This window comes from Mesoflavibacter zeaxanthinifaciens DSM 18436 (assembly GCF_000422365.1).
GTDB lineage: Bacteria > Bacteroidota > Bacteroidia > Flavobacteriales > Flavobacteriaceae > Mesoflavibacter > Mesoflavibacter zeaxanthinifaciens.
The window spans coordinates 220764-245335 of record NZ_KE383820.1 but is presented as its reverse complement, the minus strand read 5'-3'; the positions used below and the strand labels follow the sequence as shown (position 1 = coordinate 245335).

24 protein-coding genes and 1 tRNA gene are annotated in these 24572 nt (G+C 32.3%); 7 read left to right on the top strand and 18 right to left on the bottom strand.

The features are described 5' to 3' along the window. Positions 1-171 precede the first annotated feature (171 nt). The 5 genes from proC to rpe all read left to right on the top strand — a co-directional run bounded on the left by proC (position 172) and on the right by rpe (position 4763). Positions 172-1005 carry a pyrroline-5-carboxylate reductase gene (proC, locus tag H574_RS0113215; RefSeq protein ID WP_255593140.1) on the top strand — a complete coding sequence of 278 codons (834 nt, stop codon included), beginning with the start codon at positions 172-174 and terminating at the stop codon, positions 1003-1005. 1 nt (position 1006) lies between these two features. Beyond that, a complete protein-coding gene (gene proB / locus H574_RS0113210; protein WP_027881036.1) occupies positions 1007-1783 on the top strand; it encodes a glutamate 5-kinase in 777 nt (258 codons plus the stop codon). A gap of 12 nt (positions 1784-1795) precedes the next feature. Beyond that, positions 1796-2998: a glutamate-5-semialdehyde dehydrogenase gene (locus tag H574_RS0113205; protein ID WP_027881035.1), complete on the top strand. Its 1203-nt coding sequence runs from the start codon at positions 1796-1798 to the stop codon at positions 2996-2998. Between the two features lie 100 nt (positions 2999-3098). Further along, entirely contained in the window at positions 3099-3962 is an 864-nt protein-coding gene (locus H574_RS0113200) for a sigma-70 family RNA polymerase sigma factor (protein ID WP_013869172.1), read from the top strand. A gap of 138 nt (positions 3963-4100) precedes the next feature. Continuing rightward, entirely contained in the window at positions 4101-4763 is a 663-nt protein-coding gene (gene rpe, locus H574_RS0113195) for a ribulose-phosphate 3-epimerase (protein WP_027881034.1), read from the top strand. 57 nt (positions 4764-4820) lie between these two features. Here the strand turns inward: rpe and H574_RS0113190 are convergent, their stop codons facing one another. The 17 genes from H574_RS0113190 to mraZ all read right to left on the bottom strand — a co-directional run bounded on the left by H574_RS0113190 (position 4821) and on the right by mraZ (position 22393). Beyond that, positions 4821-5240, bottom strand: a complete 420-nt coding sequence (locus tag H574_RS0113190; RefSeq protein WP_027881033.1) for a CBS domain-containing protein — start codon at positions 5238-5240, stop codon at positions 4821-4823. A gap of 72 nt (positions 5241-5312) precedes the next feature. Then, complete coding sequence (locus tag H574_RS0113185; RefSeq protein WP_051169899.1) at positions 5313-6185, bottom strand: zinc-dependent peptidase; 873 nt, start codon at positions 6183-6185, stop codon at positions 5313-5315. 32 nt (positions 6186-6217) lie between these two features. Further along, positions 6218-6291 (bottom strand) — tRNA-Arg (locus H574_RS0113180). 9 nt (positions 6292-6300) lie between these two features. Continuing rightward, positions 6301-6750, bottom strand: a complete 450-nt coding sequence (locus H574_RS0113175; RefSeq protein ID WP_027881031.1) for a GatB/YqeY domain-containing protein — start codon at positions 6748-6750, stop codon at positions 6301-6303. Positions 6751-6875: 125 nt separating this feature from the next. After that, positions 6876-8846 carry a cell division protein FtsZ gene (ftsZ, locus tag H574_RS0113170; protein ID WP_027881030.1) on the bottom strand — a complete coding sequence of 657 codons (1971 nt, stop codon included), beginning with the start codon at positions 8844-8846 and terminating at the stop codon, positions 6876-6878. 70 nt (positions 8847-8916) lie between these two features. Next, on the bottom strand, positions 8917-10242 hold the full coding sequence (gene ftsA / locus H574_RS0113165; RefSeq protein ID WP_027881029.1) for a cell division protein FtsA: 1326 nt from the start codon (positions 10240-10242) through the stop codon (positions 8917-8919). A gap of 3 nt (positions 10243-10245) precedes the next feature. Beyond that, positions 10246-10938 carry a cell division protein FtsQ/DivIB gene (locus H574_RS0113160; protein WP_317044634.1) on the bottom strand — a complete coding sequence of 231 codons (693 nt, stop codon included), beginning with the start codon at positions 10936-10938 and terminating at the stop codon, positions 10246-10248. 16 nt (positions 10939-10954) lie between these two features. After that, entirely contained in the window at positions 10955-12310 is a 1356-nt protein-coding gene (murC, locus tag H574_RS0113155; protein ID WP_036227648.1) for a UDP-N-acetylmuramate--L-alanine ligase, read from the bottom strand. Continuing rightward, entirely contained in the window at positions 12310-13416 is a 1107-nt protein-coding gene (murG, locus tag H574_RS0113150) for an undecaprenyldiphospho-muramoylpentapeptide beta-N-acetylglucosaminyltransferase (RefSeq protein WP_027881026.1), read from the bottom strand. Before murG ends, murC begins: the two co-directional genes overlap by 1 nt. A 5-nt stretch (positions 13417-13421) precedes the next feature. Beyond that, positions 13422-14624 carry an FtsW/RodA/SpoVE family cell cycle protein gene (locus H574_RS0113145; RefSeq protein WP_027881025.1) on the bottom strand — a complete coding sequence of 401 codons (1203 nt, stop codon included), beginning with the start codon at positions 14622-14624 and terminating at the stop codon, positions 13422-13424. Positions 14625-14639: 15 nt separating this feature from the next. Next, the gene (murD, locus tag H574_RS0113140) at positions 14640-15971 is read right to left on the bottom strand and encodes a UDP-N-acetylmuramoyl-L-alanine--D-glutamate ligase (RefSeq protein WP_027881024.1); all 1332 of its coding nucleotides are present in this window, start codon (positions 15969-15971) and stop codon (positions 14640-14642) included. A gap of 4 nt (positions 15972-15975) precedes the next feature. Then, positions 15976-17208, bottom strand: coding sequence for a phospho-N-acetylmuramoyl-pentapeptide-transferase (gene mraY, locus H574_RS0113135; protein WP_027881023.1), 1233 nt, complete (start codon positions 17206-17208; stop codon positions 15976-15978). Between the two features lie 43 nt (positions 17209-17251). Beyond that, positions 17252-18715: a UDP-N-acetylmuramoyl-L-alanyl-D-glutamate--2,6-diaminopimelate ligase gene (locus tag H574_RS0113130; protein WP_027881022.1), complete on the bottom strand. Its 1464-nt coding sequence runs from the start codon at positions 18713-18715 to the stop codon at positions 17252-17254. Next, on the bottom strand, positions 18715-20658 hold the full coding sequence (locus tag H574_RS0113125; RefSeq protein WP_051169898.1) for a penicillin-binding protein: 1944 nt from the start codon (positions 20656-20658) through the stop codon (positions 18715-18717). The genes H574_RS0113130 and H574_RS0113125 overlap by 1 nt, the downstream gene beginning before the upstream one ends. Before the next feature lie 64 nt (positions 20659-20722). Further along, positions 20723-21040 (bottom strand): FtsL-like putative cell division protein, encoded by a 318-nt coding sequence (locus H574_RS0113120; protein ID WP_027881020.1) that lies wholly within the window; start codon positions 21038-21040, stop codon positions 20723-20725. 2 nt (positions 21041-21042) lie between these two features. Further along, entirely contained in the window at positions 21043-21939 is an 897-nt protein-coding gene (gene rsmH, locus H574_RS0113115) for a 16S rRNA (cytosine(1402)-N(4))-methyltransferase RsmH (protein WP_027881019.1), read from the bottom strand. Next, entirely contained in the window at positions 21926-22393 is a 468-nt protein-coding gene (gene mraZ, locus H574_RS0113110; RefSeq protein ID WP_027881018.1) for a division/cell wall cluster transcriptional repressor MraZ, read from the bottom strand. Before mraZ ends, rsmH begins: the two co-directional genes overlap by 14 nt. 271 nt (positions 22394-22664) lie before the next feature. Here mraZ and H574_RS0113105 point away from each other — a divergent pair, with 271 nt between their 5' ends. Together H574_RS0113105 and yihA are read left to right on the top strand one after the other, a co-directional pair. Next, positions 22665-23429, top strand: a complete 765-nt coding sequence (locus tag H574_RS0113105; protein ID WP_027881017.1) for an alpha/beta fold hydrolase — start codon at positions 22665-22667, stop codon at positions 23427-23429. A gap of 33 nt (positions 23430-23462) precedes the next feature. Continuing rightward, positions 23463-24071: a ribosome biogenesis GTP-binding protein YihA/YsxC gene (gene yihA, locus H574_RS0113100; protein ID WP_027881016.1), complete on the top strand. Its 609-nt coding sequence runs from the start codon at positions 23463-23465 to the stop codon at positions 24069-24071. A gap of 50 nt (positions 24072-24121) precedes the next feature. Here yihA and H574_RS0113095 read toward each other — a convergent pair whose 3' ends face one another. Next, positions 24122-24460 carry a hypothetical protein gene (locus H574_RS0113095; RefSeq protein WP_027881015.1) on the bottom strand — a complete coding sequence of 113 codons (339 nt, stop codon included), beginning with the start codon at positions 24458-24460 and terminating at the stop codon, positions 24122-24124. Between the last annotated feature and the right edge of the window lie 112 nt (positions 24461-24572).

The window sequence follows — 24572 nt, the reverse complement described above, 5'->3', positions numbered from 1 at the left end:
ACACTATGTCAGTTTTCAGTTTTATTAATTTTTCAAAATACACTAAGGATTTTACTCAATAATTGAGAAACCTTCAAACTTTACTTAAATAATTTTCACATATAACAATTCTCAAAATTAATTCTTTTTTTTGGGTGTTCCGTATAGTCCTTGTGCAATAATAAGTGTATAATATTTAAAACCAACACTTTAAAAAACATGAAAGTATTAGTTATTGGAGCAGGAAATATGGGATTAACATACTCTGAAGGTATGGCTAGCTCACCACTTTTAGGTAAGCATAATCTTAAAATATTTGATACTGATCCAAAAAAAATCGAAACTTTAAGTAAAGAACCTCATTTTGATGTTTATGATAATTTAGACGATTGTTTACCAAAAGCAGATATCGTTTTTGTAGCTGTAAAGCCATATCATAGCGAGGATTTATTTAAAGAAATGAAGCCAAAAATTAACAACCAACAAATTATTGTGTCATTAATGGCTGGTGTAACAATAGATACAATTAAAGAACAATTAGGCGCTATTAAAGTTGTAAGAGCAATGCCTAACCTTCCAGCAAAAGTTGGAAAAGGTGTAACGTCTTACACAGAATCTGACGCTGTTAGTAAAATAGAGTTAATCATGGTTAGAAACCTTTTAGATACTACAGGTACTTCTATTCATGTTAATACAGAAAAATTTATCGATGCCTCTACAGGAATTTCTGGTAGTGGACCAGCATACGTCTTCTATTTTATGCAATCTATGTTAGAAGCTGCATTAAAAATGGGCTTCTCAGATTACGATTCTAAGATTTTAGTAAGCAATACTTTTGAAGGTGCAATAGAACTTTTTAATCAGTCAGATTTATCTCCAAAATCTTGGATAAACAGAGTTGCTTCTAAAGGAGGTACAACTCAAGCTGCAATAGATAGTATGGAAGATAATAATGTAAAACAGTTAATACAAGATGCTGCATATGCTGCGTTTGATAGAGCTGTAGAATTAGGTAAAGACAAATAAAATGGACGACGATATTAAAAAAATTGTAGTAAAAGTAGGAACCAACGTTCTTACAAATAAAGATAACCGAATTTTAGGACCGGTTTTAAGAGAATTAGTACGACAAATTTCTGTTTTAAATGAAAGAAACATAGACGTTGTATTAGTTTCATCTGGTTCTGCAATTGCAGGAAAAGAAGTCTTAGGCGAAATCAAAGCAACAGATAAAGCTATAAGACGTCAAATTTATTCTTCTGTAGGACAACCTCGTTTAATGCGTCATTACTATAGTATTTTTCATGATTATGGGATGCGATGCGCCCAAGTTTTAGCAACCAAAAGAGATTTTGATGCTGGTAAGCACCGTGAGAACATGATAAACTGTTATCAAGGTTTATTGGCAGAAGGTGTAACTCCTATTGCTAATGAGGATGACGCCGTTTCTTTAAGTATGTCTATGTTCTCTGATAATGATGAGTTAGCTAGTTTAGTTGCAGAATTAATAGACGCAGATAGGTTAATAATTTTATCTGATACAGACGGATTATATACCGGTCATCCAGATGATGAAGATTCAGAAAAAATTACTGAGGTCACCGTTGATCAAAATGTAGAAAAATATGTAAAAGCTTCTGGTAAAAAAGAAGGCGAAGGACGTGGTGGTATGGCTTCAAAATTAAAAATAGCCAAGGGAACCGCTAAAAAAGACATTCCGACTTACATCGCCAATGGTAAAAGAGAAAATGTAATTGTAGACATTGTAGACGATAAAGAAATAGGAACAAAATTTATTCACTAAAAAAAATTGAAAATGAAATTATTAGATAAAAACATAAAAAATAAAGTTCTAGATTCAATGATAACTATTATTGATAAAGAACGACATCAAATTATAGCCGAAAATAAAAAAGATTTAGACGCTTTTGATAAAGAAGACCAAGCATTATACGACCGTTTAGTTGTTGATAATGCAAAGGTTGACGGTATGATAAAAGCCATACAAGAAGTTAGAGATCAAGAAGATCCTGTTGGACAGACTATTTCTGATTTAACTTTAGATAGCGGACTTAAAGTCACCAACAAAACAGCGCCATTTGGCACTATTCTTATCATTTATGAGTCTAGACCAGATGTAACTATAGAAGCTGCTGTTTTAGCCTTTAAAGCCAATAATAAAATCTTATTAAAAGGTGGTAAAGAAGCTGTGAACAGTAATATTATTTTAGAAAAATGCTGGCATCAAGCTTTAGAAGAGAATGGATTATCAAAAGATTGGATTAAATTATTACATTTAAAAAGAGAAGAAACTCAAGATTTCTTAAAAAACCCACCAGAAAAAATAGATTTAATCGTACCGCGTGGTGGAGAACGCTTAATTAAATTTGTTAAAGACAATGCTACTTGCGCCATATTAATTAGCGGAAGAGGTAACAACTTTTTATACGTTGCAGAAGATGCAGATTGGTTAAAAGCCGTAAAAGTAATCGTTAATGCCAAAACCGATAAAATTTCAGGATGTAACGCACTTGATAAAGTATTAATCGATAAGAATATTCCTGAATACGAAAAGAAAATTCAAGAGTTAGAAACCATGTTACACAAACTTGGTGTGGATATTTTAGTAGATGAAAATGTAAGTGAAATTCTTCCAAATGAAACCCAAGTGAAAGATAACAACATTTGGTACGAAGAGTTTTTAGCTATGAAAATTATGCTAGCAGAAGTTAATAATGAAGATAACGCTATCGACATGATAAATAAATATTCTGGAGGTCACTCGGCAGCAATAATAACAGAAGATAAAGAATTAGCTAAAAAATTCATGCAGCAAGTAGATAGTGCAGCTGTATACCATAATGCCTCTACACGATTTACAGATGGTGGGCAAATGGGTGTTGGTGCAGAGCTTGCTATTAGTACAGATAAGTTACACCATCGTGGTCCATTAGGATTAAAGCAATTAGTTACAAATAAATACTACGTCTTTGGTGACGGACACATAAGAACAAGTTAATTTTAAAAAAAATTAAACTTTTTTGTAACAAAAAGTAATTGTCTTACGTATAACTATTGATAGCAAATTATTCACATTAAATAAATCACTCTATTTTTAGATGAGACAACTTAAAATTACGAAGCAGGTTACTAACAGAGAAACTGCTTCTTTAGACAAGTATCTTCAAGAAATTGGTAAGGTAGACCTTATTACTGCAGATGAAGAGGTAGAGTTAGCACAACGTATTAAAGCAGGAGACCAAGTAGCATTAGAAAAATTAACTAAAGCTAACTTACGTTTTGTTGTATCGGTTGCTAAACAATATCAAAACCAAGGTTTAACATTACCAGATTTAATTAACGAAGGTAACTTAGGTCTTATCAAAGCTGCTCAACGTTTTGACGAAACTCGTGGTTTTAAATTTATATCTTATGCTGTATGGTGGATTAGACAATCTATTTTACAAGCGTTAGCAGAGCAATCTAGAATTGTACGTTTACCTTTAAACAAAATTGGTTCTATTAACAAGATTAATAAAACTTTTGCATTTTTAGAGCAAGCACACGAGCGTCCACCAAGTGCAGAAGAAATTGCAAAAGAGTTAGACATGACTATTAACGATGTTAAAGAGTCTATGAAAAACTCTGGTCGTCACGTAAGTATGGATGCACCTTTAGTAGAAGGTGAAGATTCTAACCTATATGATGTATTAAACTCTGGCGAATCACCAAACCCAGATAGAGAATTATTACACGAATCTTTACGTACAGAAATTGAACGCGCTTTAGAAACGTTAACACCTCGTGAAGCAGATGTAATAAGACTTTACTTTGGTTTAGGTAACCAACATCCAATGACATTAGAAGAAATTGGAGAAACTTTTGACCTTACCAGAGAACGTGTAAGACAAATAAAAGAAAAAGCTATACGTAGATTAAAACATACGTCTAGAAGTAAAATATTAAAAACTTACTTAGGATAATAAGTACGTTTTTTACCCTAACAAACAGTTAATCATAACTGTTCGTTTTTTGATTGATGAAAGAACCCGAAGCTGATTACTTCGGGTTCATTTTTTATACCTATTTTTGCCAAAACAACAACACAATAAAATAAAAAAATGTCTTCAAAACTAATTGCGCCATCATTGCTAGCAGCAGATTTTGGCAACTTACAACGTGATATAGAAATGGTTAATTCTAGTGAAGCCGATTGGTTTCATATAGATATAATGGATGGTGTTTTTGTTCCAAACATTTCTTACGGAATGCCTGTTTTAAAAGCCATATCTAAACACGCTAAAAAAACTATTGATGTACACTTAATGATTGTAGATCCTGATAGATATATTAAAACATTTTCAGATTTAGGAAGTGATATATTAACGGTACATTATGAAGCTTGTACACATTTACACAGAACAGTTCAAGCTATTAAAGCAGAAGGTATGAAAGCTGGTGTAGCTCTAAATCCTCATACCAACATAAATGTTTTAGAAGATATTATTAACGATATTGATTTAGTGTTAATCATGAGTGTTAATCCTGGTTTTGGAGGACAAAGCTTTATAGAAAACACTTACAACAAAGTAAAACAACTAAAACAGCTTATAAAAGATAAAAACGCTAACGTTATGATTGAAATTGACGGTGGTGTAACTAATAAAAACGCAAAGCAATTAGTAGATGCTGGTGCAGATGCATTGGTAGCTGGTAGTTATGTCTTTAAAAGTGACAACCAAATAGAAACAATTAAAGATTTAAAAGCTTTAGCTAACTCATAAAAACAGATAAAGGCTACCAATAGGTAGCCTTTATCATTTTTAACCCTTAAACAAATTTTAGTACTGATTAATTAGATATTTAATCAAATCAGTTGTGGTTACTATGCCAACTAAAATTTCGTTATCTACTACTGGTAAGGCATGAAATTCTTTTTTTGCTAAAATTTCTGCAACCTCTTTTATGGTTGTATCACTAGAAACTGTAATCAATTTCTTAGCCATTACCTGTTCTATTGTAAACATATTATATACTACAGTATCTACGTCTTCTGCATAATCATCTATTGCGTCTGCAAAACTAATACGTAATAAATCGGTATAGCTTAACATACCAACAATCTCTTTTCCTGATACTACTGGAATATGTCTAATATTGTTTTTTTTAAATAAGCTTTCTGCTTTTTCTAAGTCATCATTAGTTTTTAACGAGATGACATTTTTTGTCATTATTTCTGAAATTGGTGTTCTTTTTTTCATCATTTAAGGCTTTAAATTCTACAATAAATTTAAAATTTAAAACCCTTAAAAATTATGATAAAAGTCAGTAAACTAATAATTAGCAAAATTGAAATTAAGCATACGCTTTACAAGTCTATACAACTCAGGAAATTGTCTTTTAAACTCACCTGGAGTTTCAATAAAAGTTTCTATAATGACTGACAAAAACTCAAATTGATTGGTATAAGCATAATCTCTAAAATATTCAGATTCTATTAGACGATTTTTATAATCTTCATTTGTTTCTATAAAATGTGCAATATCAGAAAACCCATTAATAAAAATAGCTGCTTTAAGTCCTTTTTGATTTAAACAATCCAAATGCATTGCATGTACAAATTCATGTATTGCCACATTAAAATTATCGTTGTCTATAGAGTAACCGTGTAAAACATCTTCCCAAGACAATACAATTGCTTTATAAGATGGGTTAAACTCACCTTTATGCATGTTTTCATTAAGTTTAGAATAAAAAGCTGTAGGATACAATAAAACCTTATCAAGAAGTTTAATCCTGTAGTTTCTAAACCCAAAATTAAGCAGTGAAGATGTTGCAGCTATAATCACCTTCATTTGTTCTGTAATTTGCAATTCTTGCTTTCCAATAAAGGTTATTTCTTTTAAAAATGTAGCTACACGATGCTCAAAATAAACTTGATGTTTTGGTGAGAGTTTTCTATAGAAAGTATATTCGTTTTTTAAAATAGAAAGTTGTAATGGTGTTAGCTTTTTTAGTTTAAAATACACATGATTAAACAGTGGTTTTTTAAAACGTGAAGCATAAAAAAACTGAAATGCTCTAGCTAGTTTATACACTATAAAAATTGCAATTAAAACAACACCAATTGGTATGATATATTCATAAATTAGTTGTCTTTCTAACTCTTCTTGTTGTTTTGTTTGAAGTAATAATTGCAACAACATTAACTAAATAGGTTTCTTTTTTGATGAATTTGTGACTGCGACAGGAGTCGAACCTACAACCGCTGGAGCCGAAATCCAGTGCTCTATCCAATTGAGCTACGCAGCCTTTTTTTAGTTATGCTAATTTAGCTTTAACAATATTAGAAATGGTTTTACCGTCAGCTCTACCTGCTAATTCTTTACTTGCCATACCCATAACTTTACCCATATCTTTCATACCGTCTGCACCAGTTTTTGCAATAATATCTTCTACAATTTTTGCTACCTCATCTTCACTTATTGCTTCTGGTAAAAACTGCTCGATAACTTTAGCTTCAGCTAACTCTGGCTCAGCCAAATCTTCTCTACCTTGATCGATATAAACAGCTGCACTATCTTTACGTTGCTTAACTTGTTTTTGTAATAATTTAAGTTCTTGCTCTTCTGTTAACTCTTCTTTTGATCCTGTTTCTGTTTGTGCCAAAAGAATAGCAGATTTTACTGCTCTTAAAGCGGTTAAAGCGGTTTGATCTTTACTTTTCATAGCCTCTTTTAAGGCTGTCATTACTTTTGCTGATAAGCTCATTTTAATTTGTTTTTTTAAGAGTACGAAGATACTAAAAAGTGACTATTAATATTAAAAAACAAAACCCGAAAAGCTTGAGGGAACTTTTCGGGCTATAGTTATAATTAATGAATTAATTAAAAATCTTAATCTACATTATCGTGTAAGAATGAATTGTTATTTCTTAATTGAATATCATCATTATCATCTACACCTAATGTAGTTCTAGAAATATTTGTATCTGAAGAATGTTGTCTATCTTCTAACTCTAATCCTTGACGCTTGTACGCTGGTACTTTCTCTATATCATCAATTTTAGAGGTATTAAATTTATAATTAAAGTTCTTCATTTTTTTTCTACGCTCTTCTGCTCTACTTTTTAGTAGTTCTGAAATTGGCGTATTCATTGGGTCTACTTCTACATCTGGTTGAATTTCTTTTGATTCTGCATCAGTCTCAACTGTTTTCTTTTCTAAAACAATTTCTTCTTGCTTTACTTCTGGTTTTGGATTTATAGCAGATTCTTTTATTTCGTAATCATCTAAAGCGTAACGTTTTTCTCCTGTCTCTGTATTTTCAGTAACAGGAATAACCTCTACAAAATCATTTACTTCTAAATCGGTTACATTGTCTGATAGATCCATAACTATTGGACCTTCGTCTTCTTCGGTAACTGGAGCAGATGTAGGTTCCTTTTCAGAAATAGGCATATCAAAACTAAGCATAGTTTGCTGTTTGTTTTGCTCTTCTTCTATTGGTTTAGGCGCTTCTTTTTTTGCTGTAGAGGTAATCTTAAATTCTTGATTTTCGTCTAAATTAACATCTACTTCGTAATAAGTTACATCTAAGTTTTTTATAAACTCACTTGTAGGTATTAAATCACGCTCTTCTATAGTTTGTTTTTTTACTTGATCCATTTCAAAAGAAGATAATGACTGTTTGGTTTCTTCTTCCTCTTCTTCTATTTCTAAAGTATGCTTAACAACTGGAGCTTCCTTCTTCTCTTCTAACTCAATATTTGGTAAGATTATAGCAGGATTTGGTTGTTCTCTGCTTAAATCTTGCTCCATACTCTGATCGTCTTCTAATGCATGAATTACTTTTTTTGCTTCAGTATTAGAAATTTCGTTTTGTTGTTCTACATCAAATCCTGTTGCAATTACTGTAACTGCAATAGACTCTTCTAAGCTTTCGTCTTCACCAACACCCATAATAATGTTAGCGCCATGACCTGCTTCATTTTGAATGTGGTCGTTAATTTCTCCAATCTCATCAATAGTAATTTCTTGAGCTCCAGAAACGATAAGCAACAATACGTTTTTGGCTCCTGTGATTTTATTATCGTTGAGTAATGGCGAATCTAATGCTTTTGAAATGGCTTCGTGTGCACGGTTTTGACCAGAAGCTGCTGCAGATCCCATAATCGCCGTACCACTATTACTTAAAACCGTTTTTGCATCACGCAAGTCAATGTTTTGTGTATAGTGATGTGTTATAACTTCTGCTATACCACGTGCTGCAGTTGCTAAAACCTCGTCTGCTTTAGAAAAACCTGCTTTAAAACCTAAATTACCGTAAACTTCACGTAATTTATTGTTGTTTATAACTACTAACGAGTCTACTTCTGCACGTAATTTTTCTATACCTATTTGAGCTTGTTCATTACGCATTTTTCCTTCAAATTGAAATGGCATTGTCACAATCCCAACTGTTAAAATGTCTAAGTCTTTAGCCATTTTTGCAATGATTGGTGCTGCTCCTGTTCCTGTTCCTCCGCCCATTCCTGCTGTGATAAATACCATTTTTGTATTGGTATCTAACATCATTTGGATGTCTTCAAAACTTTCTACAGCTGCTTGCTCTCCAACGTTTGGATTTGCTCCTGCACCTAATCCTTCTGTTAAATTAACACCTAACTGAATTTTGTTTGGTACACCGCTACTTTGTAGTGCTTGTGCATCTGTATTACAAATTACAAAGTCTACACCTTTTATTCCTTGCTGAAACATGTGGTTAATGGCATTACTACCACCGCCACCAACACCAATTACTTTAATGACGTTAGATTGATTTTTTGGTAAATCAAATGCTATGCTTTCGAATTCGTTGTTGCTCATAAATTCTATTTTTACTGGATCAATTCTTATTTAATAGCGAATCTGTACTTTCGCTGTATATTCATTTTACTTATTCTGCGTTATCTAAAAAGTCTTTTACTTTTTCTGTTAACTTATCTAGAAACGACTTACGTTGTTTTTTTGGCACTTCTATTTGTTCTTCTTCAGGCTTTTCTTCGTTTTCTTCTTTTACCGCTTGAATTTCTTCTTCAATAATAGCTTCTGCTTTTTTACGGTCTTGACGTTTTAAACCATCCATTACTAAACCTACTGCTGTTGCAAATAATGGACTTGTTATTACGTCGTCGCTATCGCCAGCCAAATGCTCATTTGGATAACCAATTCTGGTATCCATACCTGTAATATATTCTACTAACTGCTTTAAATGTTTTAATTGGCTGCCTCCACCTGTTAAAACGATACCTGCAATTAGTTTCTTTTTTTGTTCTTCGTGACCGTAGTTTTTTATTTCGACATATACTTGCTCAATAATTTCTACGACACGTGCATGGATAATTTTTGATAGATTTTTAAGGGTAATTTCTTTTGGTTCTCGTCCTCTTAATCCTGGTATTGAAACAATTTCATTATCCTTATTTTCTCCTGGCCAAGCACTACCAAATTTTATTTTCAGCAATTCGGCTTGCTTTTCTATGATAGAGCAACCTTCTTTTATATCTTCTGTAATTACGTTTCCTCCAAAAGGTATAACTGCTGTGTGACGGATTATACCATCTCTAAATATTGCTAAATCTGTTGTTCCTCCTCCTATATCAATTAATGCTACTCCTGCTTCTTTTTCTTCTTGACTTAACACTGCATTAGCACTTGCTAACGGTTCTAAAGTGATGCCTTCTAAATTTAAATCTGCACTTTGTACACAACGACCAATGTTTCTAATAGAAGATACTTGACCTACTACTACATGAAAGTTAGCTTCTAATCTACCTCCATACATACCTATTGGTTCTTTGATTTCGGCTTGACCGTCAACTTTATATTCTTGAGGTAATACGTGGATTATTTCTTCTCCTGGAAGCATTACCAACTTATGTACTTGGTTTATTAATCGTTCTATATCATCTTCATCTATAACAGTCTCACTATTTGGACGTGTTATATAATCGCTATGTTGTAAACTTCTAATATGCTGTCCCGCTATACCTACTGTTACTCCTTCTATTTTTGTAGCTGCTGCAGCTTCTGCTTCTTGTATTGCTATCTGTATAGATTGTATGGTTTGTGTAATGTTATTGACAACACCACGATGCACACCTAAGCTTTTGGATTTACCTATACCCAAAATTTCTACTTTGCCATATTCGTTTTTACGACCAATCATGGCTACTATTTTAGTAGTTCCTATATCTAACCCTACTGCAATGTTTTGCTCCATAACTTATGCTTTTGTACAAACAACTTGGTTGCCAAATTGCAAGTTTACTTTACTGTATTTATCTAAAACTTTATCTTTTGTAGCTTTTATGTAAAAGGCTTTTAGATTACTAATCTTTTTTTCTAATTGTTTTATCTGCCCCAAATGCACCACAAATTTGGTTTGTCTTAATTTTAAGTCTATGCTATTATTTTTATTTTGATGAATTTCTATCACGTTTTGTTTTAAAAATTCATCCTTTAATACGTAATCTGCTACTTTATAAACAATATCTAGATTACTTTTTTTTACAAAACCTGTTACAAAAGGAACACGTTCTGTATAATTTTTTGAAAGCGGCATGACACCACCATTACTATCTATATAATAACTATTATTACCTAAAACTCTAGCTATAGGTGTTTTTTGTTTAACCTTTGCTGTTAACTTACCTTCTACATTTACGTAAACTTCTGCAAACTCGATAATTGGGTTTTTATTTAGCGTCGACTCTAAACCATTCAAATCTAAAGTTTCTTTAGGCACATTTGTAACACCTTGTTGATTTTGTATTAACAATTTACTAACAGCTTCTTGGGTGATAAACAGGTTTTTATTGCCTATAAATTGAATATTAGGTTGAGATACTAAACGTTTTGAATTTCTTGCTGAAGAAAACGCATACAAAAACACTACTAAAATTAGCAGAACTATCATTTTTATGTAATTCCAATTAATTTTCATTTTCCAAAAGTGCTTCTTTTACTTTTAAGACTTGAGCTCCTATATCTCCTGCGCCAATAGTTAAAATTACATCGGCGTTACTTTGCTTTATTTGTAATATTAGATCTTCTTTATTAACTAATTTTTTATTACTATTTTCTATCAAACTTAACAGCCAACTTGAGGTTACACCTTCTATTGGTAACTCTCTTGCAGGATATATATCTAATAATATAATTTGATCAAACTGTGATAAGCTTTTAGCAAATTGTGTTGCAAAATCTTGTGTTCTAGAAAACAAATGTGGCTGAAATACTGCCAAAACTTTCTTTTCTGGATACATCTCTCTTACCGCTTGGTGTACAGCATTTATCTCTTCTGGATGATGTGCATAATCATCTATAAACACTAATTTATCGGTTTTAATATGGTAACTAAACCTACGCTTTACACCTTTGTAAGATGCTAATGCTTTGGCGAGCTGTTTGGTAGGGAGACCATATTCTACAGACATCGCCAGAGCAACTAAAGCGTTTGACAAATTATGTCTACCAGGTAGGTTAAACTCTATATTTTTAATTGTTGTATTTGGAGTTTTGACATCAAATACATACGTCCCGTTTTCTATTTTTATATTTTGAATGGAATAATCTGAACCATCTTCAATACCATAAGTTATTCCTTGAATTGGTAAACCATTTTTTACAAACAGCTTTCCGTTTGGTTTTATTTTTTTAGTAAAATCCTTAAATGTTTCTTCCAGTTGTGATGCATCACCATAAATATCTAAATGATCTGCATCCATTGAAGTGACAGCAGCTATATCTGGACTTAAAGTTAAAAACGAACGATCAAATTCATCTGCTTCAACAACTGACACCTTATCTCCGTTTAAGATTAAGTTAGAATTATAATTTTCACTTATCCCTCCTAAAAACGCTGTTAATTTAACATCACAAGATTTTAACAAGTGACCTAAAATACTTGTTGTTGTTGTTTTACCGTGCGTACCTGCAACTGCTAAACAGAAAGTATTTTCTGTTATAATACCTAAAATTTCTGAGCGTTTTAAAACCTTAAAACCATTAGATTTAAAATAATTTAACTGCTTATGATCTTTAGGTATTGCAGGTGTATAAACTACTAAAGTTTCGTCTATATCTAAAAATGAATTTTCTATACAACCTATTTCATCTTCAAAATGAACAGAAATATTAAGAGCTTCTAAACTATTAGTAATTTCCGTTTGTGTCTTATCATAACCTGCAACATTTTTATTTTGCGATTTAAAAAAACGTGCTATTGCTGACATACCGATACCACCGATGCCAACAAAATAGATGTTATGTATATTTTTTAAATTCATTATTTATTTAGAAGTTTTTCTACTTCGTCTGCTATATCTTTTGTTGCGTTTGTTAACGCTAATTTTTTAATGTTTTTGCTAAACTGTTCTTGCTTTTCTGGGTTAGCTACTAACTGTCCAAACTTGTTTTTAAAGTCTACTTTTAAATCTTCTTGAGCAATCATCATCGCTGCATTTTTACTAACTATTGCATCTGCATTTTTAGTTTGATGGTCTTCTGCCACGTACGGTGAAGGCACAAAAACTACAGGTTTACCAACGATACATAACTCACTTACAGAACCTGCTCCAGCACGTGATATAATAAAATCTGCAGCTGCATAAGCATAGTCCATATTATTTATAAACTGATGTACTTGTACATGCTTTGTATGACCGTACAGTTTGTATGTTTGGTAATACAGCTTACCGCATTGCCAAATGATTTGTAGGTTTAAAGTTTGCAGATAATCTAGCTCGCGTTCTATAAGTTCGTTTATTGCTTTAGCTCCTAAACTTCCTCCTAAAACCAGAAGTGTCTTTTTACCTTCAACTAAATCAAAATACTTAATAGCTTCTTCTCTTTTGCAAGAAATATCTAATAAGTCTTGTCTTACAGGATTACCTGTTTTAATAATTTTATCTACAGGGAAAAAGCGTTCTAAATTATCATAAGCCACACAAATTTTATCTACTTTTTTAGATAATAATTTATTAGTTATACCAGGAAAAGAGTTTTGCTCTTGTATTAAACAAGGTATTCCTTTTGAAGCAGCAACTTGTAATAATGGTCCGCTAGCAAATCCACCTGTCCCTATAACAACATCTGGTTTAAATTGCTTTACAATTTTTTTAGCATTCCATAAACTACTAATCAATTTAAAAGGAAATGAAAGGTTTTTAAGTGTTAACTTTCTTTGTATACCTGAAATCCAAAGTCCTTTTATATCGTATCCTGCTTGAGGTACTTTTTCCATTTCCATACGGTCTTTTGCACCTACAAACAAAAACTGAGCATCTGGATAACGCTGTTTAAGCTCATTAGCAATTGCTACTGCTGGGTATATGTGCCCACCAGTACCGCCGCCACTTAGAATGATTTTATATGTTTTATCTTTTTTACTCACTGTCCTTAAATCGTTTCTGAAAGAATTTCTAAAGGATTATCACCTTCATCTTGTGATTGTTTTTCTTTTATTTCTTCGCGTTTGGCGCTAACACTTAATATAATTCCTATTGCCATACAAGTCATCCAAATACTTGTTCCTCCGCTACTAATTAATGGTAGTGTTTGTCCTGTTACCGGAAAAAGCTCTACCGCTACCGCCATATTAATCATTGCTTGAAATATAATTGGCAATCCAACACCAAGCACAACTAATTTTCCAAATATGGTATCTGCTTTTTGTGATACAATAACAATTCTAAAAAGTAACCATAGATACATTACCATTAAAAACAATCCTCCAATCAAACCGTATTCTTCTATAATTATTGCGAAGATGAAATCTGATGAAGATTGCGGTAAAAAATTCTTCTGAATGCTCTTACCAGAACCTAAACCAACAACACCTCCAGAAGCAATTGCTATTTTAGCTTTTTCAATTTGATAATCTTCTTCTGTATCTTCTCCGTTTGCAAAATTTTCAATTCTACTCATCCATGTATCAACACGGTTTGGCATTGCTTCTGGAAAGGCTTTTGCTATTAAAATAAAAAATGTTAATCCTACCAAACCTGCTGCGCCCATAGCTAACAAATAACGTAATGGATAACCGCCTAAAAACAATAACATCATTGACATTACAAAGATGATTGCTGTTGTAGAAAAGTTTGATGGTAATATCAATGCTAAAACGATAAACAACGGAATCCATAATGGTAAAATAGATTCTTTAAAGGTGATTGTTTTATCTTTTATTTTTGATAAATATCTTGCTATGTAAACCATCAACACAACCGAAGCTAATGTTGATGTCTGGAAAGACATATTTATAAACGGAATACGTATCCATCTACTTGCATTTGCGCCTTCTATAGTCGTGCCTTGTAAAATGGTTACTATTAGTAGCACAAACACTAAAGGCATCATTACCATAGATAAACCTCTAAAATAACGATATGGTAGTTTATGTACACCATACATTATAGCAAAACCTAAAAACAAATGCATAAAATGCTTAACTAAAAATGCAAATGTATTACCACTACCACCAACATATGCCAAATTACTAGCAGCGCTATACACAGGTAAAAAAGAAAATATAGCCAATAGTGCTACAATAGCCCAAATTAGCTTATCTCCTTTAATATTATTTAGTATTGCTTTTTGCATTTATATTTAATTGTTTTACAAGTTTCTTACTGCTTCTTTAAATTGCCTACCTCTTTCTTCATAGTTTTCAAACAAATCAAAACTTGCACAAGCTGGTGACAATAACACGTTATCTCCAGATTCAGCAATTTTGTAGGCTATTTTTACAGCTTCACTCATAAACTGAGTTTCAACAATAACATCAACCATATTACCAAAGCTTTGTATTAACTTTTGGTTATCAACACCTAAACAAATGATTGCTTTTACTTTTTCATTTACAAACGGAAACAACTCTGTGTAATCATTTCCTTTATCAACACCACCAACTATCCAAACTGTAGGCGCATCCATACTTTCTAAAGCAAAATATGTAGCATTAACATTTGTTGCTTTAGAGTCGTTAATGTATTGCACTTTATTAATTTTAAGCACTTGTTCTAATCGATGTTCTACACCTTGAAAGTTTTCTAAACTTTCACGAATAGTTTGTTTTCTAATTTTTAATAAATGCGAAACGGTTGAAGCCGCCATAGCATTTTTAGTGTTATGCTTACCGTCTAAGGCAATGTTTTTTGCTGGCATAATTATCTTGTTGTTATTTATTGTTATTATTATATTATCATTGTCCAAATACGCTCCTTTTTCAACTTTTTTTATTAGTGAAAATGGTAATAATGTAGATTGAATTGCATGCTTTTTTAGATATTCTGAAATCACTTCATCATCTGCATCATAAATCAAATAATCGTCTTTAGTTTGATTTTGAGCTATTCTGAATTTTGATGCGATATAGTTATCAAATTTATAATCGTAACGATCTAAATGATCCGGAACAATATTGGTAATTACTGCAATTTTTGGTTTAAAATTGAAACAACCATCCAACTGAAAACTACTTATCTCTAGCACATAATTATCATAATTATGCTCTAAAACTTGCTTAGCAAAACTGTCGCCAATATTTCCAGCCAACCCAACATTAAGTTCTTGTTTTAACACATGATGTGTTAGCATAGATGTCGTTGTCTTACCATTACTACCAGTTATTGCAACTATTGTTGCATTTGTAAACTGGCTAGCAAATTCTATTTCAGAAATTACGGGAATACCTTTCTCTATAAGCGCCTTTACCATTGGCACTTTATCTGGTATTCCTGGACTTTTCATAACTACATCTGCATTTAAAATTTTAGCTTCTGTATGTTGTTGATCTTCCCATTCAATCTCATTATGTATAAGAACTTCTTTATATTTTTCTTTTATTTTTCCCTTATCGGAAACAAAAACTTCATAGCCTTTTTCTTTTCCTAAAAGTGCTGTTCCTACACCACTTTCTCCTGCTCCTAATACAACTAATCGTTTCATTTTTCTATCTCAACTTCAGTGTAACTATTGAAATGATTGCTAGAAAAATTCCAACAATCCAAAATCGTGTTACTATTTTACTTTCGTGATAGTTTTTCTTTTGATAATGATGATGTAAAGGCGACATTAAAAATATGCGTCGACCTTCGCCATATTTCTTTTTGGTATACTTGAACCAGCTTACTTGCAGGATTACTGATAAAGATTCTGCGAAGAAAATTCCGCATAACACAGGAATTAATAATTCTTTACGAACAGCGATTGCTATTACTGCAATGACACCACCAATTGTTAAACTACCTGTATCACCCATAAACACTTGAGCCGGATATGTGTTGTACCATAAAAACCCTATTAATGCTCCAACAAAAGCAGAGGTAAAAATTACCAACTCGCCCAATCGTGGTATGTACATGACATTTAAGTAATCTGAAAAGACAATATTACCAGAGATAAACGCAAAAATGGCTAGCGCAAAAACTATTATCGCACTACTTCCTGCTGCCAAACCATCTATACCATCTGTTAGATTTGCACCGTTAGACACTGCTGTTATTATAAAAATTACGATTGGTATAAAAATTAACCACGCGTACTTTGCATAATCATCGCCAAGCCATGTAATTAATTTTGAGTAATCAAACTCATTATCTTTTACAAACGGAATAGTTGTTAAAAGCGATTGCTCTTCTGGATTAAACTCTCTTGGTGAATTTTGAGTAATTTTTTCAGTTTCAAATTGCGGGTTAATTTTTTCTTGTTTAATTGTAACTCCGGGATGAAAGTACATTACAGCTCCAACAAATAAACCTAAGCCAACTTGCCCCATTACTTTAAACTTTCCGCTTAAGCCTGCCTTATCTTTTTTAAAGACTTTTATATAATCATCTGTAAAACCAACTGCGCCCATCCAAAGTGTTGTAACTATTAACATGATTACATAAATATTATCCAATCTTGCTAATAATAACACAGGAATTAACGTTGCTAAAATGATAATAATTCCTCCCATGGTTGGTGTACCAGCTTTTTGCATTTGTCCTTGTAAACCTAAATCCCTAACAGACTCTCCGACCTGTTTTTTTTGAAGCATTAAGATTATTTTTTTTCCGAAAATAGTAGAAAACAACAACGACAAAATGATAGCTAAAGCGGCTCTAAATGTGATAAATTGAAACACACTTGCGCCTGGCATTTGATATTGTTCTTCTAAAAATTCGAATAAATAGTATAACATTCTTTATTTATTTTTTTGCAGCTTAAACTTTATTAAGCAAACACTATTTTTGTAACTGTTTTAAAAAATCTTTTACAATTTTGAAATCGTCAAAATCTGTTCTTACGCCATTTACCTCTTGATAAGTTTCATGCCCTTTTCCAGCGATTAAAATGATATCATTAGGATTTGCCAATTGACATGCTGTTTTAATGGCTTGTTTTCTATCTACAATAGACATTGTTTTTTTAAAATTTTGAGCTTCTACGCCTTTTTCAATGTCATCAATAATCGTTTCTGGCACTTCTGTTCGTGGATTATCGCTAGTAAAAATCACCTTTGTACTTAAAGCCGAAGCAATATGCCCCATCTTTGGACGCTTGGTTTTATCCCTATCACCACCACAACCAACTACTGTAATTAATTCTTCGTTTTTGGTACGAATATCATTTATGGTTTCTAACACATTTTGCAATGCATCTGGTGTATGAGCATAATCTACAATTGCGGTAATTTTTTCATCAGAAATTAAAAATTGAAATCTTCCGCTTACACTTTCTAACTCGCTAATAAATCTTAACAATTCATCTTTTTCAAGACCTAATAATTCCGCGCAAGCGAAAATTGCCAAAATATTATAAGCGTTAAATGTGCCGATTAATCGTACCCAAACTTCGCTATCATTCAGCTTTAACAACAATCCGTTAAATTGATTTTCTAAAATTTGAGCTTTATAATCTGCATAGCTTTTTAAGGCATAGCTATACTGTTTTGCTTTTGTATTTTGAAGCATGATGCTTCCGTTTTTGTCATCGATATTTGTTAATGCAAAAGCAGTGCTTGGCAACTCATCAAAAAAGCGTTTTTTAACATCTCTGTATTCTGCAAAAGAATTGTGATAATCTAAATGATCGTGTGACAGATTAGTAAAAATTCCGCCTTCAAACTTCAAGCCTAATGTTCTGTTTTGGTCGATTCCGTGTGAGCTGACTTCCATAAAACAAAACTCTACACCTTCATCATTCATTTGCTTTAAATACGCGTTGATAGTTAATGAGTCTGGCGTTGTATGTGTTGCAGAAAACTCTTTATTATCTACCATGATTTTTACAGTAGATAATAAACCTACTTTAAAACCGGCTTTTTTAAATAATTGGTATAATAATGAAGCTATAGTTGTTTTTCCGTTTGTACCTGTTACACCTACTAACTTTAAATTTTCTGAAGGATTACCATAAAAGTTAGATGCCATTACTGCCAAAGCACGACTTGAGTCATCTACTTTAATATAGGTTACTTCTTTTTTTGTTATTGCAGGAATCACCTCACAAACTACAGCAATTGCTCCTTGACTTATAGCCGCATCTATATAGTTATGCCCATCTACAACAGTTCCCTTAACAGCTACAAACACATCATTAATTGCCACACTACGTGAATTAAAATGAATGTTACGCACCATAACATTTGTACTACCAATAACTGCATCTAAAGTTACCTTGTATAATATGTCTTTTAATGTAATCACTATGCTTTTAAAACTATTGTTTGATTTTTCTTAACTTTTGTTCCTTTACTAATGGATTGATTTTCTACCACTCCAACACCTTCAATTTTTACCTTCAAACCCATATTTTCTAATAACGCTACAGCATCCATAATTGGCAAACCTCTAACATCAGGCATTATAGTTTTATACCTATTTGCTATATCGTAATATGTTTTATACTCTTTTTCTACTTTAGCAGTTTTTACTTCTAAAGTTTCAACCTCATCAACAATTGGTGTATCTGTAAATATCTTTTGAGCTATTTTTTTAAATACAGGACCAGAAACATCTGCACCATAAAATCCTTTTTTAACACTTGGTTTATGAATGATAACTATACATGAGTATTTAGGATTGTCTGCTGGAAAATACCCTGCAAAAGACGAAATATATCGTGGGTTTTTGGACCAGTCCTTATGCCAATACTCTGTACGAGCCGTACCTGTCTTTCCGCCCATAGAGAAATAATCTGAATACAATGATGTACCTGTACCACGCTTTACAACATTTTCTAGCATGGTTTTAGCTTTTTTAAGTGTCTGATCAGAGCAAATCTTCTCATTAATTATTTCTTTTTCGAACACTTCTATTTTTTCATCAAGATTTCTTACCTCTCTAATAAATCTTGGCTTAACCATTACACCATTATTAGCAACAGCATTATAAAATGTTAATGTTTGTAACGGTGTTATTTTTAAACCATAACCATAAGCCAATGATGGCAATGCATTTCTACTCCAATTTTTATGTCCAGGTTTTGGTATCATTGGTTCTCCTTCACCTTTAATTGAAATGTTTAGCTTTTTATCTAAATTCCATTGACTTAAAATATTTAAAAAGCGCTCTGGATTTTTCGCGTATGCTTTATCTACTATAGTAGCTAAACCTATATTTGATGACACTTCAAAAGCTCTTGCTGCAGAAATCTTACCATAACCATGAGAATCTTTAATACCACGCCCATAAAACACTTTGTATCCATTTCCGGTATCTATTACATCTGATGTATCTACTTTTTTATCTTCTAAAGCAGCCATTAACGTCATAAGCTTAAATGTAGAACCAGGTTCATGCGCTTCGTAAACCGCGTAATTTCTTTTTTCGTAATAGGTATTTTTTGATGTTCTTCCAAGGTTTGAAATAGCTCTAATTTCACCTGTTTTCACTTCCATTACTACTACAGTTCCGTGCTCTGCTTCGTATTTTTCTAATTGCTCTAACAAAGCATGATGTGCGATATCTTGAATATTTACATCTATAGTTGTGTAGACATCGTAACCATCTTTTGGTTCAACTTCATTATCAACCGTAATTGGCTTCCATTGTCCTTTACCTATTTTTTGCTTGATACGCTTTCCGTCTGTTCCTCTTAAATAATCACTTCCAAAAGCACCATCTATTCCTGCTCTTGTTATATTTCCTTCGTCATCAACACGCTCGTAACCAATAGTACGTTGCGCAACTTCACCTAAAGGATGTTCGCGTTTTACATACTGCTCTACAATTAAACCACCTTTATACGGACCTAATTCTAACAATGGAAAACTTCTAAATTTTAGATATTCTGAATACCCAATATTTCTTGCTAACAAATAATACCTATTCTTGTTAGCTCGTGCTTTTTGCAATTCTTTCTTGTAATAAGAAACTGATTTACCTGAGTATTTTGAAAGCGCTTCACTTAAAGGTGTTAAGTACTCTTTAAATCGCTTATCGGTTGGCGTAATTGCATCAAACCTGATATCGTATTTTGGAATTGAAGTTGCTAAAAGACTTCCGTCTGCAGAGTATACATTACCACGGTTAGCAGGAATAGACACTTCTTTTATATTGCTTTCTTCTACTAAAGCCTTATACTTATCTCCTTGAATAAACTGAATGCTTAACAATTTAACCACAACAGCAATAGCGAAGATGAACATACATCCCGCTACAAAATACAATCTGTTTAATATGTTCTTTTCGTTAACTGCCACGATTGAGAACTTAATTTTGTGGTTTTACAATTATTTTGGTTGGCGGTATTACAGAAGGCGCCAAACCTTTTTCTTTCATTTTTTTTACAACAGAAGATTCCATTTTTAACTGCATTAATCTTGTTCTTCCGTCGTAAAGTTCCGATCGCAATTCTTTTACTTCGTTATTAAGTCTTGCTATCTCGTACACTTTTTTATCTGCGCTATGCGAACTTGCTATCATTATTATTGCCAACACAGAAATAAACAAGATGACGCGCCAGTTTTTAAACGAGTCTTCGCTAACTAAAAACGTTCCTCTTAATATGCTATAGATGCTTTTTTTCACTTTTATAGTTTTTCTGCTACTCTAAGTTTTGCACTTCTAGCTCTATTGTTTTCTTTTATCTCTTGTGCTGTTGGCACTATTAATTTTCCTACTTTTTTAAAAGGCACTTCAAATCTTCCAAAAACATCGCGTTCTGGCTCGCCTTCAAATAGCCCGTTTCGTATAAAACGCTTTACCAATCTATCTTCTAAAGAGTGATAAGAAATTAAACTTAATCTTCCGCCAGATTTTAAAACTTCTGGAGTTTGCATTAAAAACTCTTTTAAAGCTTCAATTTCTTGATTCACTTCTATTCTAATCGCTTGATAGATTTGAGCTAAAATTTTATTTTCATGCTTTGGCGATAAAAACTTTTTTAAAGCAAACTTTAACTGCTCTGATGTTTTTATTTCACCATTCATTCTTGTTTCCACAATCACTCTTGCCATAGCTGGCGCAGCTCTTAACTCGCCGTACTGTAACAACACATCACGCAAGTCTTCCTGACTATATTCATTTACAACATGATAGGCTGATAGTTGATTACTTTGATTCATTCTCATATCTAAATCTGCCTCAAAACGTGTTGAAAAACCACGTTCTGCCACATCAAATTGATGAGAAGATACACCAAAATCACCTAAGATTCCGTCCACTTCTTTTACACCATAAAACCTTAAAAATCGCTTTATGTATCTAAAGTTTTCATTGATTAGCGTAAAGCGACTATCATCTATTTTATTTTTAAGAGCGTCTTTATCTTGATCAAAAGCGTAAAGCCTTCCTTTTTCACCTAAACGACTTAAGATTTCTTTACTGTGTCCGCCACCACCAAAAGTGACATCTAAGTAAACTCCATCTTCTTTAATCGCTAAACCATCTACGGTTTCTTTTAATAAAACTGGATTATGATATTCCATCTTCGTCATCTTGTCCCATTACTTCTTCAGCTAAATCTGCAAAATCTACAGTTGCATCATCAATAGCTTTTTCATACTTCGTTTTATCCCAAATCTCAATAATATTAACCGCAGAGGACATTACAATATCCTTAGAGATAGAAGCAAAAACCACTAAATCTTTTGGTATTAACAACCTTCCGTTTGCATCAACATCCACCATTTTTACTCCAGCAGTAAACCTTCTAATAAAATCGTTGTTCTTTTTTTTGAATCGATTTAGCTTATTTATTTTCTGCATTAATGCATCCCATTCGGTCATTGGATACAATTCCAAACACTCTTGAAACACCGCTCTTTTAATCACAAACCCATTTTGCAACACACCATCCATCTGCTTTTTTAGAGCAGCAGGTAGCATTAGCCTTCCTTTGGCGTCTACTTTACATTCGTATGTTCCTATAAATGAGTTCAAAACAGTTTGAAACTGGGTTAATATTTAAAAATCAAATATATTGAAAATTTTACCACATTTTACCACATTTTACCACATTGTTAATAAGTTATGGTTTTTTAACATTTAAAAAGCGTGTAAATAATTGAAAATAGTAAGACAAACAACTTATCAAAAAGTGGGAAAGAAAAACAAATCTTAAGCGCTTTAATTTTTGGAAGTAAAAAGTTATATTAGGATTTGTTTTAAATGAAATACCTATATTTGTTGCTAAGCAAATGACTAACTGTTAATGACGCACAAACTTAAAAAAGAAGGAAAGTTTAATTACATAGAAGTTGGCACAGGACAACCAATTATTATTCTTCATGGACTTATGGGCGGACTTAGTAACTTTGACGCCGTAACCTCCTATTTTAGCACAAAAGGTTATAAAATAATAATTCCAGAATTACCTGTTTACACAATGTCTTTACTTAAAACAAACGTAAAGGCTTTTGCAAACTATCTACATGAATTTATAGATTTTAAAGGATTAGAAGATGTTATTTTATTAGGAAACTCTCTTGGTGGACATATTGGTTTATATCATACAAAATTATATCCTGACAAAGTTAAAGCTCTAGTTATAACTGGTAGCTCAGGACTTTATGAAAGCGCTATGGGTAGTGGCTACACAAAACGTAGTGACTATGAGGTTATTAAGAAAAAAGCACAAGATGTGTTTTATGACCCTGAAGTTGCAACTAAAGAAATTGTTGATGAAGTTTACGAAACCGTAAATGACAGAAATAAACTAATTAAAACATTAGCTATCGCTAAAAGCGCTATAAGACATAATATGGCAAAAGATTTACCAAAAATGCAAACACCAACTTGCATTATTTGGGGAAAAAATGACACTGTAACTCCACCTGAAGTTGCAGACGAATTTAACAGTCTTTTACCAGATTCAGAGCTATTCTGGATTGACAAATGTGGTCATGCTGCAATGATGGAACACCCTGAAACTTTTAATGAAATTCTATACGCTTGGTTAAAAAAGCGTGAGTTTTAATTTATCCTTTTTGCAGAAATAAAAATAAATCTAATGCATATTAAATCTGCTACATTTGTAATGAGCAACTCTGACGTTGCTAAATGCCCAAAAGATAAGCTACCAGAATACGCTTTTATTGGGCGTAGTAATGTCGGTAAGTCTTCTTTAATTAATATGCTAACCAACAGGAAGAGTTTAGCTAAAACCTCTGGAAGACCAGGAAAAACACAACTAATTAATCATTTTTTAATTAATGATAATTGGTTTTTGGTTGATTTACCTGGTTACGGTTATGCACGCGTTTCTAAAAGTACAAAAAAAGTATTTCAGAAGTTTATAACTGAATATTTTGAAAAGCGAAGACAACTAATTACCGCTTTTGTTTTAGTAGACATTAGACACAAACCTCAACCAATAGATTTAGAGTTTATGGAATACTTAGGCTTAAACGGTATACCATTTTCTATTGTGTTTACCAAAGCAGACAAACTTAAACCAAAAGCTATAGAAAGACATATAGAAGATTATAAAAACATACTTCTTGAAACCTGGCAAGACATGCCAAATTACTTCGTAACATCTTCAAGTAAAAATATAGGTAAAGACGAGTTACTTGGCTACATTGACCATTTAAATAACACTATAGAAGTTGAACAGTAAAATAAAAAAGACCGCATTATAGCGGTCTTTTTTTTAAATAGATTGTACAATTACTGATTTAACATCAAGTCCGTAATAGTTAGCACCTCTATTTCTTCTTCATTACCTTCTTCGTCTTCTACAACTTCTATTGATGTTTGATAGGTAATTTTAAAGTCTTCACCTATATATTCGTCTGTATCTAAATCATAATTTTCTAATACTTCTTCTGAAACATATTGAAATTTCATTGTTTGCTTTTCGCCTTTTACTTCTACAGTAAACACATAATTAAATTCTTCTGTCCCTTCATAGGTACCGCTTATTGCTTTTTGCGTTGAAGGCGTTATAAAAGCTGTTGACAAATAAGCAACTAATGCAAAAACTGAAACGATAAGTTTTGTCTTCATTTTAAAAATAATTAAAGTTAAGTTTGATTTATTTTGCTCGGAAATTTGCCACCTCAAGTCCGATTGCTTTTAGTATTACAATACCTTGTAATTACGTGTGGTAAGATGAACT